Below are 15,697 nucleotides of genomic sequence, written 5' to 3'. Positions count from 1 at the left end.
GACGATCCGGTCCGCCACCCTTGGGCCACTATTCGGCCATCGGCCGACCATGCCCCGACCATCGGCAGGCCACCGCCCCCGGACCATCTGCGAGACTGGAACGTGATACACACAGCTCACAGATGCCATCGTGTACGGGGGCTGCGAAGATCCTGCGGACAGGTGTTTCAACGCACGTTTCGGCGAGCGGCCGTGGGGGAGGTCACTGACACGATGATCGGGTTGCGCGGCGGGGGCCACGCGTCCTAGAAAAGCAGTCGGGTGGAGATATGCATCGCGGTGGCGGACTGGGCGAGGGGACCGACGACCTGGGTCCTCGACGTGCCCGAGGGGGAAAGCACCGACGCGAGGCGGAGGATTCGAACGAAGCACGTCTGCCGGACGCACGTCAGGCACACAGTGAGCGCCTCAGGGCGGGGAGCAGGAATGGTGGTCGGGTGGGGGTGACGTACAAGTACTTCGGCGCGCCGGACGGTGCGACCGCGGCCCGTGTCCCGATCTCGATGCGCCCCGAGGAACTGGGCGGCGACGAGCTCGGGATGAACGGCATGTTCACCAAGATCAAGCCGGAGACGATGGCGGCGATGGTCCTGACCGGCATCGAGGGCGTCCCCCTCAACAAGGTGCCGCCGCTGGAACTGGTCGTCCTCCACCCCGACTACGCCGTGGTCAAACTCCCGATGACCGTCGTCGACCCGCTGCGCGGCATAGGCGAGGAAGCGGTCGGCGCGGCGGCCTTCATCTGGTCGACGGTCCCGGACCGGGGCGGTCCGCGGGACGCGTTCAACGTGTACCAACTGCTGCACGAATGGCAGGACTTCAGTCATCGCCTGCACGAGGCGGGGCATCAGCCGTACTGCTTGGTGTGGCCCTGAGCGAGGGTTTTTCGGTTGTAGCGGGCGGGGTCTTCGGGCCTCGCCCTTTTGGTGCCGTCGAGAACACGTGAACCGGAGCCGGGGCACTGACCGGTCGCCCGCCGTTGGCGCCCCCGTCACTCGGTATCCCTACTGTGCGCGCCATGAGAAGACTTTCGATCATGGTCACCGCCACGGCGCTGACCCTCGGCCTCGCCTCCCCCGCGATGGCTGACCGAGAGCCCACGGAGCATGACCGGGCCCAGTACGGCCGGCCCACGTACGGCCAGGCCACCCTGACCGGCTTCGCCTCCCTGCCCGCCGCGACCTTCGTACCGGGCAGCGAGCCGTCCGGCTCCGCCATCGGCACGGGCCCGTTCAACGGGGTCACCGCGCCGTTCGCCCACCAGCCCGTGCAGGGCTTCAGCGGTGCCGTGAACCGGCACGACGGCACCTACGACGTGCTGTCCGACAACGGCTACGGCAACAAGGCCAACAGCGCCGACTTCCTGCTCCGGGTCCACCGCGTCAAGCCGGACACCCGCACCGGCAAGGCCACCGTGGTCGGCGGGTTCAACCTGAGCGACCCGGACCACCGCGTCGCGTTCCCGCTGACGCGGGCCGACCGGGTGCTCACCGGCGCCGACTTCGACGTCGAGTCGATCGTGCGGACCGCCGACGGCACGTACTGGACGGGAGACGAGTTCGGCCCCTTCCTGCTGCACTTCTCCAAGTCCGGCCGGCTGCTCCAGGCACCGATCCCACTGGCGGGCGTCCAGGCGCCGGAGAACCCGTACCTGAACGGCGCCCAGCCCACCCTCAACAGCAGCAAGGGTTTCGAGGGCCTGGTCCGAGGCGTCGACGGCCGTCACCTCTACCCGCTCACCGAGGGCACGGTCGTCGGCGACACCCCTGGTGACCTGCGCTTCAGCGAGTTCGACGTACGCAAGGGCAGCTACACCGGCAAGCGCTTCGTGTACCGCCTGGAGTCCACCGACAACGCGATCGGCGACGCCATCGCCGTCGACAAGCACCGCTTCCTGGTCATCGAGCGCGACGGCGGACAGGGCGACACCGCCAAGTTCAAGCGGATCTACCTGGTCGACACCCGTGACCGCGACGGCGACGGGGTGGTCGACAAGACCCTGGTCGCCGACCTGCTGAACCTCGCCAACCCCAAGGGCCTGGGCGGTTTCGGTACGACGTTCCGCTTCCCGTTCCAGACGATCGAGGACGTCGTCCTCCTCGACGACCGCACGCTGGCCGTCCTGAACGACAACAACTTCCCGTTCTCCTCGGCCCGCACGCCAGGACAGCCGGACAACGACGAGTTCATCACCATCCGCCTGTCGGCACCGCTGCACGCGGACGGGAGGGCGTTGCGCTGAGGCGAGCGCCGATGTCGAGAACGCGTCCCCGGCTCCGTCGAACTCGTCGCGGGACGCGTTCCGTGTGTACCGACTGCCGCATGAGCAGGACCGGTTCCTCGCCCGGTCATCCCTTGGTCGCGCCGTCCGTGCCGCCGCGGACGAAGTGCCGCTGGAAGGCGAAGAACACCAGGGCCACGGGGATGGTCATGAGCAGGGCCGCCGCGAGCTTGAGCGGGTACTGGTTGCCCTGGCCGAGCTGGCCGGAGACGAGGGAGGCGACCCCGGTGGTCAGGGTGTTCAGGTCCGGGCTCTGGCGGGACACGATGAAGTGCGGGAGTTCGTTCCACGATCCCTGGAACGACAGGATGGTCAGGGTGACCAGGGCCGGCCGGGCCATGGGCAGCACGACGGACCAGAAGATCCGGAAGGTGCTCGCGCCGTCGATCCGGGCCGCTTCCTCGACGCTGACGGGGATCGACTCGAAGAACTGCTTCATGATGAACACCCCCGCGGCGTCGGCCAGGAGCGGAACGATCATGCCCGAGTAGGAGTCGTACATCCCCAGTTGGTTGAGGACGAGGAACTTCGGGATGAGCAGGACGACACCGGGCACGGCCATGACCGCGATGACGGCGGCGAACAGTGCGCTCCGGCCGCGGAAGCGCAGCCGGGCCAGGGCGTAGCCGGCGAGGGAGTCGAAGAACACGCGGCCCGCGGTGACGAACAGCGAGACGACGAGGGAGTTGGCGAACCAGCGCGGGTAGTCCGCTTCGGCGAGCCGGCTGAAGGCCGCTGTCGTGAAGTGCTGCGGCCACAGCGACAGCGGGTGGCCGGTGGCGTCCGCGTCCGTCTTGAAGCTCGTCGCGAGCTGGATGAGGAAGGGGTAGATGTAGCACAGCGCGACGACGACGAGGGCGGTGTAGCCGAGTACGCGGGTGAAGCGGTTGCCGTGGCGTGTGCTCGCGCTGCCCGCGTTCTTGTGCCGTGTGCTCATCGCGAGCCTCCGTGGACGTCGGCTGTGGCCCCCGTGGTCGGGCCGGACCCGGAACGTGCCGCTTTCGCCGCGCGCCGCGTCGCGGCCTTGGCGCGGGCCTCGTCCTTGTCGCGCAGGACGAACCGCTGAAGGAGCGTCATCGCGACGATGATCGCGAAGAGGATGAAGGCGATGGCGCTGCCCTGTCCCCACTCGTTGTTGATGAACGAGGTCTGGTACGACAGGAACGCGGGGGTCAGCGTCGTCTTTCCCGGTTCGCCCGCGGTCATGACGTAGATCTGGTCGAAGACCTGCCAGGTGCCGATGAGTCCGAGGGTCAGGACGAGGAAGAGGGTCGGCTTGAGCATGGGCAGGGTGACGTGGCGGAACCGCTGCCAGCGCCCGGTGCCGTCGATCTCGGCGGCCTCCTCGACTTCGAGGGGGATGTCCTGGAGCGCGGCGAGGAACATGAGCATGAATGTGCCCGCGGTCGTCCACACGACCAGGGCGATGATCGCGCACATGGCCACGCTCGGGCCGGAGATCCAGTCCCACAGGGAGAGGCCGCCGACGGTGGTGTCCGTGAGGGTGGACGGGGGCGCGTCGTTGTCGACGCCGAAGGCACCGAGGGCGAGATGGATGACGCCTCGCGGGTCGGCGAACCAGGCCGGTCCGTCGACTCCGACCTTCGCGAGCAGGGAGTTGACGACACCGCTGGAGGAGAAGACGAACAGGAAGACGACGGAGATCGCGACCGAGCTCGTCACCGACGGGAAGTAGTACGCGGTGCGGAAGAACCCTTTGCCCTTCAGGCGTCTGCCGTTGACCAGGAGCGCCAGGCCCAGCGCGAGCGCGGTCTGGAGCGGGACGACGAAGAGCACGTAGTAGGCGTTGTTGCGCAGGCTCGTCATGAAGTCGCTCTGCGCCAGGCCCGACTTGGTGAGCAGCGGCGTGTAGTTCTGTGCGCCGACGAAGTGCACGCCCGAGGAGAAGGGGCTGCCCTGGCCGTTCCAGTCGGACAGGCTCACCCAGAGCGCCATGAGGATCGGCACGACCAGGAAGAGTCCGAGCACGACGAGGACGGGTGAGACGAACAGCCAGCCGGCGAGACCTTCCCGGCCTCGGACACCACCGCGGGGGGTTCGGGTGCGGTGGCCTCGGCTTCCACCGGCCTTGTCGGTGGCTGCCGTTCGGTCCGGTTCCGGGCCGCTGCCCGAGCCCTGTGCGGGCCCGGGATTCGGTTCACTCATCGCAGGTTCACTCTCGTTCTGTTCCCGTCCGGCTGTTTCTGTCCGGCTGTTCCTGTCCGTGTCACCGAGTCGCCCGGGTGGTCCGGGTCACTGGCCCACGACCGCCTGCGCGTTCTTCTGCAGTCGCGCGAGGATCTGCTTCGGGTCGGCATCGGGCAGCCCCTGGAGGCCGGTGTCGAAGTCGGTGAGCACCTGGTCGATCTTCGCGATGTTCACGGGGGCCTGGGCGTACGCGGCGCCGTCGATGAACGCCTTGTCCTGCGGGAACTGGGCGATGTACTCGGCCTCGGCGGACTGCCGCGACGGCATCACTCCGATCGCCTTGGCGTAGGCCAGCTCGGCGTCCTTCGCGGTCATCGCCTTGACGAAGTCGACGGCCGCGGCCTTGTGCCTGCTCTTGGCCGCGATGCCCCAGCACTGGGTGAAGGCGAGCGTGCCCTTCTTGCCCGTGGGACCGGCCGGCAGCGGAACCGTCTTGTACGTGACGCCCGGGTAGTCGCTCTTCATGGCGCCGGCGATCCAGTTGCCCTCGATCGTCATGGCGGCCTTCTGCTTGCCGAAGGCTTCGCCCGGCCAGCCGGAGTCGAGCTGCTTGGGGTACTTGGCCGAGCCGTCGGCGAGCAGCGACTGGACGAACTTCAGGGCCTTGAGGTTCTCGGGCGAGTCCGCGGTCACCTTGGTGGCGTCCTTGTTGGTCACCCAGCCGCCGGCCTGGACCATGAAGGCACCGATCCGGTCCCGCGTGTTGCCGAGTGCCAGGCCGACCTGCTTGCCCGTCGTCAACTTCTTGGCCACGGCCGCCAGTTGCTGCCAGGTGGTGGGGATGTCGGCGTCGGTCAGGCCGGCCTTCGCCCATGCCGTGGTGTTGATCTGCAGGCCGAGTGTGGAGAAGTCCTTGGGGACGCAGTACAGCTTGCTCTTGTAGGTGAAGGCCTGCCGCAGCGCGGGGTAGAAGTCGTCCTTCCCCGCGAAGCTGTCGCCGTACGGGTCGAGACTGCCTTGGCTCGCGTACGTCGCGAAGCGGGCGGCGTCGACGTAGAAGACGTCCGGCGGGTTGCCGGCGGCGAAGCCCTGGCCGAGCTGCTGGTCGATGTTCTGCGCCGGGGTGACGGTGGCCTTGTTGCCGGACTTGGTCGCCCAGGCCGCGGCGGCATCCGTGACGGCCTTCGTCTCGGCGTCGCCGCTGGAGGCGATGAGGACCTTGATCGAAGCGGGCCCGGACGACTGCCGGCTGTCGGTTCCGCTGTCGAACCCACTGCCTCCACAGGCCGACAGGCTGAGCGACAGCAGCGCGGCACCGCCGACTGCCCAGCGCGTACGAGGATTTCGCATGACAAATCTCCTAGGGCAGGCCGACCTGAACAGCCGGCGGCGGAGGGGGCCGCATCCCGCCGGCGCACTGGGGCGGTGATCGGGATCGCGGGTGTCGGTGGAACGGCCTACGGCGCCGTTCGGCAGGGTGAGGGAGGGAGGCGGGTGCCGCGGACGGCTCAGCCGCTCGCGCGGACGACGAGCCGGGGCGACAGCAGGATCGGGGCGGGTGGAACGGCCGGCGGTTCGGAGGTCGCCAGCAGCTCCTGGAGCATCCGCAGGCAGGCGGCGGCGGCTTCGTCGTAGGGCTGCGCCACACTGCTCAGGCCGACGACCGCCGCGGTCGGCGAGTCGTCGAAGCCGACCACCGCGACGTCGGCCCCGGGGCGCAGTCCGCGTGCGGTGATCTCGGTCCAGGCCCCGAGCGCCAGCGAGTCGCTGGCGCAGACGATCGCGGTCGGCGGAGTGGGCAGGTCGAGCATCGCCGCGGCGGCCTCGCGGCCGGTGTCGAGCCCGTCGGGAACACCCACGTCGTAGCCGGCGGGGGTGTCGATGCCGGACACGGCAAGGAGGGAGGACCAGCCGCTGCGCCGGTCGTCACCGACTTCTAAATTCGCCGGCCAGCCGAGAAAGGCGATCCGCCGGTGGCCGGTCCCGATGAGGTGCCGGGTCGCGGCAAGGGTCCCCTGCGCGCCGTCGACATCGACCCAGCCGTGCCGCTCGGCGGCATCCGGTTCCGCTCCCCAGGGCCGGCCGAAGGTCACGAACGGCACCCGGCGCTCGCTGAGCCACGCCGTCCGGCGGTCACCGGCGTGCGTGGCGTGCAGGACGAAGGCGTCGAGGTCGTGGTCGTCGAGCAGTTGCTCGTACAGGGAGCACTCGTGGTCGTCGTCGGTGGCCGTGAACACCACGATCCGGTAGCCGGCCTCCTGGGTACGTGCGGTCAGCGACTGGAGGAAGTGGGCGAGGACGGCACCGTTGACGCCGTCGCGCAGCGGCTCGATGCGGGCGCCGATCAGCCGTGAACGCCGGGTCCGCAGCGTCCGGGACGCCTGGTTGGGGCGGTAGTTGAGTTCCTTGATGGCGGCCTGCACCCGGGCCAGGGTCTCGGGGCGCACCCGATGCGGCGCGTTGATCACGTTGGACACGGTCTGTGTCGACACGGAGGCATGCCGGGCCACGCTCTCGAGTGTTACTCGCGCCATCGCGAAGCCACCTCCACAAAGTTCACTGCGCCGCAGCGTATCGCCGTCGTGGCACCGCGGTGTCACGACGTCCCAGTTGGATTTGAACGTTAAATTTAGCGTTCCAATCGGTTACTGTGGCGATCCCGGCGCGGGCTGTCAAGAGTCGGCGCGGTCACAGAACGCCCCCACGAACCACCTCACATACCGCCCACACCACACCAGGGCACCGGACGGAGCTTCCATGACCTCACCCGAGCGGCAGCCGCTCCTGCACGACCTCGCGGTCACCCTCGCCGCCCCGACGGTCGTCCTGTCCCGGCCGGACGGCAACCTCGACGCCGCCGCTCCCGGAGCCGCCGTGCACGGGCTCTTCCACGCCGACGTACGCGCGGTGAGTCTGCTGCGCGTGACGCTGCGACCTGCGGGCGATGGGGTGTCCGGGAGCGCGGAGGAGGGGTGGCTGCCGGTCGTCGCCGTCATGAACGCCACGGACGGACCCGGCCGCAGCCGTTTCGTCGGCCTGACGCAGGAGATCGGGGACGCCATCGCCGACCCGACCGTCCGGATCGACCGACGGCGCACCGTCACCCCGGGCCGGCTCGCCGAACGGCTGACCGTGCGCTCCACCGCGACGACGCCGGTGCACCTCGCCGTCCGGGTCGAGATCGCCGGGGACCTCGCGACGCTCGAGCACGCGAAGGCGGGCCTGGCGCCCCGGTCCTCTCTTGAACCTGAGGGCGAACTCGCCTCCGGAGACGGCGTGTTGCGTTGGGGCGACGAGGACGTCGCGGTCACCGTCAGCGCCCCCGGCGCGTCGCCCGACGCCGAGCGGTCCACGCTCACCTGGACCCTCACGGTCAAGCCCGGCGAGAACGTCGACCTGCACCTGGCCGTCGAGGTCTCCGACACGGCCGCGGCCGTCACGGCAGCCGACCCCCGGCCCACCTGGCGACGCCCGGATGTCACCGCCGACGACCGCCGCCTGCCCGCCCTCGTCGCGCAGAGCCTGGACGACCTCCACTCGCTGCGCATGGCCATGGCCGCGTCACCCGGTGACACGTTCCTGGCCGCGGGCGTCCCCTGGTTCTTCACGCTCTTCGGCCGGGACAGCCTGTGGGCCGCACGGATGCTTCTGCCGCTGGGCACCGACCTCGCCCTGGGCACCTTGCGCACCCTGGCCGCCCAGCAGGGCACCCGCACCGATCCGACGGCGGAGGAAGAGCCCGGCAAGATCCTCCACGAGGTCCGGCGCGGAGTCTTCGACGACGGGATGGGCCTGCGCCTCCCGCCGGTCTACTACGGCACGGTCGACGCGACCCCCCTGTGGATCTGCCTGCTCCACGACGCATGGCGCTGGGGCCTGCCCGCCGCCGACATCGAACCGCTGCTGCCCGCCCTCAAGGCGGCACTCGGCTGGATCGACACCGCCGCCCGGGCCGGAGACGGGTTCCTCTCCTACATCGACCGCAGCGGCACCGGACTCGCCAACCAGGGCTGGAAGGACTCCGGGGACGCCGCCCGGTTCGCCGACGGCAGCCTCGCCGAAGCGCCCCTGGCGCTCGCCGAAGTGCAGGGTTACGCCTACGAGGCCGCCCTCGCCGGAGCGGCACTCCTCGACGCCTTCGAGCTGCCGGACGGCGACCGCTGGCGCACCTTCGCCGCCGCCCTCGCGGACCGCTTCCGCGCCCGGTTCTGGGTCTCCGACCGGCAAGGCCCCTATCCCGCCATGGCACTTGACGGCTCGGGCCGCCCCGTCGACGCCGTCGCGAGCAACATGGGCCACCTCCTGGCCACGGGCATACTCGACGCCGACGAGACCGCCATCGTCGCGGCACGGCTCGCCGCCCCGGACATGTCCGACGCCTACGGACTGCGCACGATGTCGTCCAAGGCCGGCGGCTTCGGCCCGCTGCGCTACCACTGCGGCGCCGTCTGGCCCCACGACACCGCGATCGCCGTCGCCGGCCTCGCCCGCACCGGACACCACGAGGCCGCCACCCGTCTCATCGAGGGCATCCTCGACGCGGCACCGGCCTTCGACTACCGGCTGCCGGAGCTATGGGGCGGCGACGCCCGCGCGGACACTCCCGCGCCCGTCCCCTACCCGGCCGCCTGCCGGCCACAAGCCTGGTCGGCGGCAGCGGCCATCGCCCTCCTGACGGCCCTGACCGGACTGGAGCCCGACGTACCCGCCGGCCGCCTCCGCCTCCGCCTCCGGCCAACAGGCGTACTGCCCGTCGGCGCGCTCACCGTCGCAGGGCTCACGGTCGCGGGAGAACGACTAGATGTCGCCATCGGCTCCGACGGGCGGATCGAGTCGGTTTCGGGGCCTGCGGGACTGGTCGTCGAGGAACATCCGGCGTTGCTCGGCTGAGGGCCGGCTCGGCTGACCGGTGCCACGACCAACACGACAGAACCAGCGGAGACTTGGCGGCTGCCCTGCCGCCGAGTGAACATCCGAGTCGCTCGGTCCGCGCAGCGACTTCTGGGCAACTCGGGCTGAACAAGCGGGCGTTCCTCCCGGGCGGCGCCCTGCGCAATCAGACGGACGACTCCTGACCGTCGGTGAGCTGCTGAATCGCGGAGAGGATTTCCTCGACGGCGGTGGGCTCGGCGGCGAGGGCGGTCAGCAAGACGGACGGCCAGCCGTTGTAGCCCTTCGCCGGCAGCGCCTCCAGCCTCTCCCCCAGGCCGGGGAGCGTCGGCAGGGACGCGGCGAACGCCGCCGCCCGCTCATGACCGAGGTGATAGGTGATCGAGCCGAAGGCGAAGGAGAGGTCGTCCTTCGCCGGGTCCTCGCGCAGGGAGAGCGTCGCGACCGGTACGTCCCGTCCGGAGACGCGGTAGTAGATGCGCATGCTCCGGTACTTGGCCGTACCGCACTCCAGCCGTCCCGCGGCCGCCGCGTGATCGAGCAGGGCGGTCGCGGTCCGCCGTACGTCCGGGTCGGGACGCGACGCGATCGCCTCGTCCATGTCGGCGCGGGTGGTCCGCTGCGTGGTGCGGTGGCCCGAGGGGGACTTCGCCGCGGTGGCGACCTCGCCGTGCACACGGGGGACGAGGACGCGGAGGTCGCCGCCACCGCGGTACTGGGTCAACTCGACCGCGTACACCTCGGTCTGCCGCAGCTGCCGGTTCAGGAACTCGACGATCGCCCGCAGTTCCAGCGGAATCTGGTCGGCGACGAACAGCAGCCGCATCTGCCCGGCGGCCAAGCGCTCCTCGACCGTCGTCCAGAACTCCTCCGCGGACCGGTCGCCCTGGTCACCGAGGAGTTCCCCGTACGCCTCCGCCGGCGACCGGCCGTCCTTGGCACAGGTGTCCTCGAAGGAACGCCGGAGCAGCGCGGCCGGCCAGTAACGGGCGGCGTTCGCCGCGTAGTCGAGCATCTGACCGACGACCGCACGCCGGATGCGGGTGTCCGTGGCCCGCTTGACCTCGACCAGGGTCGGTACGCCGTCGGCGTCGACGAAGAGATGATCCAGCCAGTACGCCGGGGCACTGTCCGTGCTCGTCGGCACCCCCATCTCCCGGGCCACCAGCACCAGCCGCAGCGGTCGGCCATCGGCCAGCGAGCCGAAGTCCAGCACCCGTGGATGACGCGCGAGCAGCTCCTGGAACTCCGCCTCGGTCTCGAACTCGGCCCGCTCCAGGGCCTGTAGTTCGTCGCCCAGGACGAACACCGGCTGGTTTGTCATGTGCTCCCGCCCCCGTGATCCGACTTCCACGATCATTGATCGTTTACCATGCCCATTGACCCGATTGACCCGGTCGATACGGGACGCTACCGGCAACGCCCCCCTGCCTTCCGCCACTTGACGGTTGCCGGTCGCATGGGCGGTACGTCGTGGAACTGGGCGGCGCCGGCCGACGTATCAGGCGCCGCCACTCCTCCCCTGCCACTCCCGCGGGGACATCCCGTACGCCGCCCGGAACACCCGGCTGAAGTGCGCGGGGTTGGCGAAGCCCCAGCGGTGGGCGACGGCGGTCACGGTCGGGCTCATGCGGCCGGGGCGGCTCAGTTCGCGCCGGCATTCCTCCAGGCGGCGGTGCTGGATCCAGCGGCTGACGGTGGGGCCTTCGTCCTGGAAGAGCCGGTGCAGGTAGCGGACGGAGATGCGGTGGGCGGCGGCGATGGACTCCGGCGAGAGGTCGGGATCGGCGAGGTGGTGGTCGATGTGGGCCCGGATCCGCACCAGCAGGGCGCGATGGGCGGCGTCCGTATCGGCGGTGTCCCGGCCGAGGTGCTCGGCGATGAGGGTGGTGAGCAGGTCCACGGCGTTGCGCGCGAGCATGTCGCCGACCGGGGGGCGGCAGGAGGTGGCTCCGGCGGCGAGACCGGCCAGGAAGAGGGCCACCAGGGCGGCCGGTCCCTCGTCGCCGCGGAGGGTGACGCCGGTGATGCGCCGCAGGTCGGACTCCCGGAGCCCGAGCGCCTGTCGGGGCAGCTGGAAGACCTTCATCTGGAAGCGGTCGGGGAAGCTCAGCGTGTACGGCCGGGTCGTGTCGTAGAAGGCGAAGTCACCCGGCCGCAGGACGGCGTCCCGGCCGTCCTGGGTGATGACGGCGGGGCCGTACCCCTGCAGGCCGATGAGCATGTACTCGGCGCTGTCCCGGGCGATCAGCCGCGGAGTACGGAAGACCCGCTCCGGGTCGGCGTCCACGGTGGAGATCTGGAGGTGGCCGAGGCGGTCGGTCCTGACCGCTCCGGAGAAGGGCGCGTCCGCGGGGTCCTTCGGGGTGGAGACGTCCAGGGGTACGAACGTGCGCCAGACGGCATCGTGCCAATAGGCCCGCCGCTCGCCCGCGGGCACGGAGTCCGTGGAAAGGACAAGGCTCACGGCGCCTCCTCCACCGGATGACCGATTTGCTCGTCCTATATAGCCTCGCCCAGCGCTTCTCCGAGGTCACGTGCGCGTATCGGTTTTGTGACCCACCGGCCCGCGAACCTACGAACCCACGAACCCCGGATCCCGCGAACCCGCGAGTTCCCTCTCGGGCAAGTTCCGGTGCGCTGGCGGTCAAGTCGCGGCCGCCGGGCGGCCCACGCTTCGAGTCACGGACAGTTCGTCCGGTTCGTCGAATCCGTCGATGGAGCGCGCCATGCCGAGAACGGCCCCGCCGGGGCACACCCCTCGTTTCACCGCCTACAGCGCCCGGTTCCCGCAGGGCACGGACGCCTTCGTCTTCGCGCAGTACGGCTGCCAGGCGCCGTCCCGGGAGGAGGCCGAGCGGGGCGCGGCGGGCCTCGCCGCGCTGTTCATCGGGCCGGACGGACCCGACCTGGTCGACCGCGGATCGTTCTACGACACCGCCGGAGCGCACAACGTCGCGTTGCTGGCGTACTGGTACGACCCGGGCCGCCACCGGCGCTGGCGGGAGTCGGAGGCCGTCCGCGCCACCTGGGACGGCCTGCCCGTGCAGGGCCCGGTCGGGCACTGGCGCGAGGAGTCGGTGATCCCCGTCGAGCGGAACGAGACGCTGCACACCCACCGCCGTGAGGACTACGCGACCAGCGGTCTTTCGCAGTCCGGCGCCCTCGAACTCCCCGAGACGCAGGTGCACGACTACTGGGGCGCCGCCCGTGACCGCATCGCGGCGTCGGCCACCGAGACGCTGGAGCCCGAGCTGCCGGCCTTCGAGCCACAGCATCCCGCGACCCGGGAGACCCGTGGCCGCCGCGTCGGCGTCGACGTACCCCGAAACGTGGCGCTGATCCGCACCGCGCAGGACTGGTCGGCCAGCACGCTCTACCGCGAGACGTATTTGGCCGACGTCAAGCCGGTCAAGGACCGGGGCGTCGACTTCCTGGCGGAGAACGCCGGATCCGGCTGTATCGCCGCCCGCAACCTCACCGAGGAGGCGGCCGACGGCTCGCCGCTCGACCGCGCCTGCACCATCGCCTGGTTCGCCTCGCTCGAGCACCTGATGACCTGGTGCCGGTCGCACCGCACGCACCTGGACATCTACGCCAGCTTCTTCCGGATGGTCGGCGGCGGCGAGGGCCCGCTGGACGTCGCCTTCTGGCACGAGGTCTCCGTACTGCCGAGCGGCTCGGTGACCGCCGAGTACATCAACTGCGACCCGCGCACCGGCTTTCTGCCGCTGTCCCCAACCACCTGACGACAGAGGAGAGTTGACCATGGTCGAGTACACAGGGGCGTTCAAGGCGGCCGCCGTCCAGGCCGAGCCGGTATGGCTCGACGCCGACGCCACGATCGACAAGAGCATCGGCCTGATCGAGGAGGCCGCCCGTGCGGGGGCGCAACTCATCGCGTTCCCCGAGACCTTCGTCCCCGGCTACCCCTGGTGGCTGTGGCTGGACTCCCCCGCCGCAGGCATGCAGTTCGTCGGCCGCTACCACGAGAACTCCCTCACCCTGGAAGGCCCGCGCTTCCACCGCCTCCTCGACACCGCACGCGCGAACTCCATCGCGGTGGCCCTCGGATTCAGCGAACGCGGCGGCGGCAGCCTGTACATGGGCCAGGCGCTCATCTCCGCCGACGGCAAACTCGTCGGCGCCCGCCGCAAGCTCAAGCCCACCCACGTCGAACGCACCATGTTCGGCGAGGGCGACGGCTCCGACCTGGTGGTCCACGACACCGAACTCGGCCGCGTCGGTGCCCTGTGCTGCTGGGAACACCTCCAACCACTGTCCAAGTACGCCATGTTCAGCCAGCACGAGCAGGTCCACGTGGCCGCCTGGCCCAGCTTCTCCGTGTACAAGGGAGCGGCCTACGCGCTCGGCCCGGAGGTCAACACCGCCGCCTCGCAGATCTACGCAGCCGAGGGCCAGGTCTTCGTGCTCGCCCCGTGCGCCGTGGTCGGCGAGGCGGCCATCGACCTGTTCTGCGACACCCCCGTCAAGCAGCAACTGCTCCAGCCCGGCGGCGGCTTCGCCCGGATCTACGGCCCCGACGGCCGCCCACTGGCCGACCCGCTCCCCGAGGACACCGAGGGCATCCTGTACGCCGACATCGATCTGACCGCGATCCCCTTCGCCAAGGCCGCCGCCGACCCGGTCGGCCACTACGCCCGCCCCGACGTCACCCGCCTCCTCCTCAACCGCACCGAACGACGCCCGGTGGAGTACGCCACCTATGCCACCGCGGCGGCGGAGCACTTCGAGGACGCCGAGGCGCTCATGACGGAGCCGACACCGGAGCCGGAGGCGGCACGGGTCGGCGCATGAGCCGGCAACCGACCTCGACCGCCACCCGTCGCCTCCGCAAAACCCGTTGGCGGCCCACGGCACCCCCTGCTACTTTGCCGGAGGCCGTGCGAGAGAACGAGGAGGTGGTACCCGTGATCACAGTATCGACGTGGGTGCTCTCCTCCGGGGTCACGGTCGGGCGATAGGTCGTCCGGGAGCGCCGTTCTGCGCACTCCCGAAAGGGCACGACCATGCACTTCACCTCCGAACGACACCTCGAAGACGGCGTCCTGGAACGCGACTTCACCCTCGGCGAGATCCCGGGCACGTTGTGGACACCTGCCTCCGCCTCGGCATCCGTCCCGGCACCGCTGATCCTTCTCGGCCACCCCGGCGGACTGCAGAAGATGTACTCCCGCCTGGCGGGACGGGCCCGGCACTCCGCGTCCCAGGGCTACGCCTCGGCCACCATCGAGCTCCCCGGCGGCGGTGACCGACCCCGCCTCCCCGGCGTCGAACAGGCCCGCACCGACATGCGCCGCGCACTGCAGGCCGGCGAACCGGTCACCGACGACATCGTGGACCGCCTCGTCCTCCCGCTGGTCGAACAGTCGGTCCCGGAATGGCGAACCACCCTGGACGCGCTGCTTGCGCTGCCCGGGATCGGCGGCCCGGTCGGATACTCGGGAGGAGTGATCGCCATCGGGACCCGCCTGGCGGCGATCGAACCGCGCATCTCGGCGGCGGTCCTGTTCGCGGGCAGTTTCGTACCGCGCACGATCCTTGAGGAGGCCCGCCAGGTCACCATCCCGCTGCACGTCCTGCTCCAGTGGGACGACGAGGGGAACGACCGCCAGGTGGCCCTGGACCTGTTCGACGCGTTCGGCTCGAAGGAGAAGACGCTGCACGCGAACATGGGCGGGCACACCGGGGTTCCGCAGTACGCGGGGGACGCGGCGGCGGAGTTCTTCGCCCGGCATCTGAAGTAGGGCCGGACCGCCGGGCCGACGCCACTGCCTAGACGGTGTCAGCCTTGCCGCCGCCCATCGAGGACGGGTCCGGCCGTCCTCGATGGCGGTGGGCGGCAGATGCACAGCCGCGCGGATCACGGCGGCGTTAAACCGGTGGACTACACGCAACCAGTCGGGACAAGAAATCCTCAAACGATCCCGCTACTTTACGAGGGACGCGGTCCTCGTCGATGTAGGCGACGGAGGGCTCACCATCCGGGCCGGACTCAGAGTAATCGAGCATTACCGCATCATGTCCACCTGAAGGCATGTCGCAGATGACCACGCCAATATCCGGATACGCCCACTCGGCGATCAGGTCAGCGCTCCCCAGCCCAGAAAGGGAATCAATCCCCCACTTCCCCCCGATTCCGAGAAGTGCACGAATCTCAAAATGGTCGGCAGCCCAAGATGTGGCGAACTCCGTGGGGAAGCAACGCCGCTTCAATGCTCCGCCGTTCTTCTCCGACAACACCGCTACATAGCTTGACGGAAGCCGCAGTCCCAGGGTCTCCTCCGCCCGACTGACCATGTCACCGCTCAGCGGTGGGCCCGTATAAAAGTCTCCATCCTCAAACAGTAGACTCAT

At 70.0% G+C, this 15,697-nt stretch carries 13 protein-coding genes; 6 read left to right on the top strand and 7 right to left on the bottom strand.

Annotated elements, in window-relative coordinates; translation table 11 throughout:
• Positions 1–437 precede the first annotated feature (437 nt).
• On the top strand, positions 438–875 hold the full coding sequence (locus tag ACWD5F_RS41845; protein ID WP_019061278.1) for a hypothetical protein: 438 nt from the start codon (positions 438–440) through the stop codon (positions 873–875).
• A gap of 143 nt (positions 876–1,018) precedes the next feature.
• The gene (locus ACWD5F_RS41840) at positions 1,019–2,242 is read left to right on the top strand and encodes an esterase-like activity of phytase family protein (RefSeq protein ID WP_451261452.1); all 1,224 of its coding nucleotides are present in this window, start codon (positions 1,019–1,021) and stop codon (positions 2,240–2,242) included.
• A gap of 106 nt (positions 2,243–2,348) precedes the next feature.
• Here the strand turns inward: ACWD5F_RS41840 and ACWD5F_RS41835 are convergent, their stop codons facing one another.
• From ACWD5F_RS41835 to ACWD5F_RS41820, 4 genes are all read right to left on the bottom strand, one after another.
• Positions 2,349–3,218: a carbohydrate ABC transporter permease gene (locus ACWD5F_RS41835; protein WP_451261451.1), complete on the bottom strand. Its 870-nt coding sequence runs from the start codon at positions 3,216–3,218 to the stop codon at positions 2,349–2,351.
• Positions 3,215–4,447, bottom strand: a complete 1,233-nt coding sequence (locus ACWD5F_RS41830) for a carbohydrate ABC transporter permease (RefSeq protein WP_451261450.1) — start codon at positions 4,445–4,447, stop codon at positions 3,215–3,217. The genes ACWD5F_RS41835 and ACWD5F_RS41830 overlap by 4 nt, the downstream gene beginning before the upstream one ends.
• Positions 4,448–4,534: 87 nt before the next feature.
• A complete protein-coding gene (locus tag ACWD5F_RS41825) occupies positions 4,535–5,779 on the bottom strand; it encodes an ABC transporter substrate-binding protein (RefSeq protein WP_451261449.1) in 1,245 nt (414 codons plus the stop codon).
• 158 nt (positions 5,780–5,937) lie between these two features.
• Entirely contained in the window at positions 5,938–6,963 is a 1,026-nt protein-coding gene (locus ACWD5F_RS41820) for a LacI family DNA-binding transcriptional regulator (RefSeq protein ID WP_451261448.1), read from the bottom strand.
• Between the two features lie 223 nt (positions 6,964–7,186).
• Here ACWD5F_RS41820 and ACWD5F_RS41815 point away from each other — a divergent pair, with 223 nt between their 5' ends.
• On the top strand, positions 7,187–9,319 hold the full coding sequence (locus ACWD5F_RS41815; protein ID WP_451261447.1) for a glycogen debranching N-terminal domain-containing protein: 2,133 nt from the start codon (positions 7,187–7,189) through the stop codon (positions 9,317–9,319).
• A 166-nt stretch (positions 9,320–9,485) separates the two neighbouring features.
• Here ACWD5F_RS41815 and ACWD5F_RS41810 read toward each other — a convergent pair whose 3' ends face one another.
• Positions 9,486–10,643 carry a hypothetical protein gene (locus ACWD5F_RS41810; protein ID WP_451261446.1) on the bottom strand — a complete coding sequence of 386 codons (1,158 nt, stop codon included), beginning with the start codon at positions 10,641–10,643 and terminating at the stop codon, positions 9,486–9,488.
• Positions 10,644–10,820: 177 nt separating this feature from the next.
• The gene (locus ACWD5F_RS41805; protein ID WP_451261445.1) at positions 10,821–11,786 is read right to left on the bottom strand and encodes an AraC-like ligand-binding domain-containing protein; all 966 of its coding nucleotides are present in this window, start codon (positions 11,784–11,786) and stop codon (positions 10,821–10,823) included.
• A gap of 262 nt (positions 11,787–12,048) precedes the next feature.
• On the opposite strand from ACWD5F_RS41805, the gene ACWD5F_RS41800 reads away from it, so the two are divergent.
• The 3 genes from ACWD5F_RS41800 (at position 12,049) to ACWD5F_RS41790 (ending at position 15,087) form a co-directional block, all read left to right on the top strand.
• Positions 12,049–13,068 carry a phenylacetaldoxime dehydratase family protein gene (locus ACWD5F_RS41800; RefSeq protein WP_451261444.1) on the top strand — a complete coding sequence of 340 codons (1,020 nt, stop codon included), beginning with the start codon at positions 12,049–12,051 and terminating at the stop codon, positions 13,066–13,068.
• Positions 13,069–13,087: 19 nt separating this feature from the next.
• The gene (locus tag ACWD5F_RS41795) at positions 13,088–14,137 is read left to right on the top strand and encodes a carbon-nitrogen hydrolase family protein (protein ID WP_451261443.1); all 1,050 of its coding nucleotides are present in this window, start codon (positions 13,088–13,090) and stop codon (positions 14,135–14,137) included.
• A 212-nt stretch (positions 14,138–14,349) separates the two neighbouring features.
• Positions 14,350–15,087, top strand: coding sequence for a dienelactone hydrolase family protein (locus tag ACWD5F_RS41790; protein ID WP_451261442.1), 738 nt, complete (start codon positions 14,350–14,352; stop codon positions 15,085–15,087).
• A 127-nt stretch (positions 15,088–15,214) separates the two neighbouring features.
• Here ACWD5F_RS41790 and ACWD5F_RS41785 read toward each other — a convergent pair whose 3' ends face one another.
• The gene (locus ACWD5F_RS41785) at positions 15,215–15,697 is read right to left on the bottom strand and encodes an SMI1/KNR4 family protein (RefSeq protein ID WP_451261441.1); all 483 of its coding nucleotides are present in this window, start codon (positions 15,695–15,697) and stop codon (positions 15,215–15,217) included.

Source organism: Streptomyces sp. NPDC002499, from assembly GCF_053595415.1.
The sequence above is the reverse complement of the archived record's forward strand: the minus strand, read 5'-3'. Positions and strand labels throughout refer to the sequence as shown.

What these genes read in the sequence shown, in the direction of transcription:
- ACWD5F_RS41820 (WP_451261448.1), bottom strand. Translation starts at nt 6,963, where the DNA reads ATGGCGCGAGTAACACTCGAGAGCGTGGCCCGGCATGCCTCCGTGTCG.
- ACWD5F_RS41815 (WP_451261447.1), top strand. Translation starts at nt 7,187, where the DNA reads ATGACCTCACCCGAGCGGCAGCCGCTCCTGCACGACCTCGCGGTCACC.
- ACWD5F_RS41840 (WP_451261452.1), top strand. Translation starts at nt 1,019, where the DNA reads ATGAGAAGACTTTCGATCATGGTCACCGCCACGGCGCTGACCCTCGGC.
- ACWD5F_RS41790 (WP_451261442.1), top strand. Translation starts at nt 14,350, where the DNA reads ATGCACTTCACCTCCGAACGACACCTCGAAGACGGCGTCCTGGAACGC.
- ACWD5F_RS41800 (WP_451261444.1), top strand. Translation starts at nt 12,049, where the DNA reads ATGCCGAGAACGGCCCCGCCGGGGCACACCCCTCGTTTCACCGCCTAC.
- ACWD5F_RS41785 (WP_451261441.1), bottom strand. Translation starts at nt 15,697, where the DNA reads ATGAGTCTACTGTTTGAGGATGGAGACTTTTATACGGGCCCACCGCTG.
- ACWD5F_RS41795 (WP_451261443.1), top strand. Translation starts at nt 13,088, where the DNA reads ATGGTCGAGTACACAGGGGCGTTCAAGGCGGCCGCCGTCCAGGCCGAG.
- ACWD5F_RS41810 (WP_451261446.1), bottom strand. Translation starts at nt 10,643, where the DNA reads ATGACAAACCAGCCGGTGTTCGTCCTGGGCGACGAACTACAGGCCCTG.
- ACWD5F_RS41825 (WP_451261449.1), bottom strand. Translation starts at nt 5,779, where the DNA reads ATGCGAAATCCTCGTACGCGCTGGGCAGTCGGCGGTGCCGCGCTGCTG.
- ACWD5F_RS41835 (WP_451261451.1), bottom strand. Translation starts at nt 3,218, where the DNA reads ATGAGCACACGGCACAAGAACGCGGGCAGCGCGAGCACACGCCACGGC.
- ACWD5F_RS41830 (WP_451261450.1), bottom strand. Translation starts at nt 4,447, where the DNA reads ATGAGTGAACCGAATCCCGGGCCCGCACAGGGCTCGGGCAGCGGCCCG.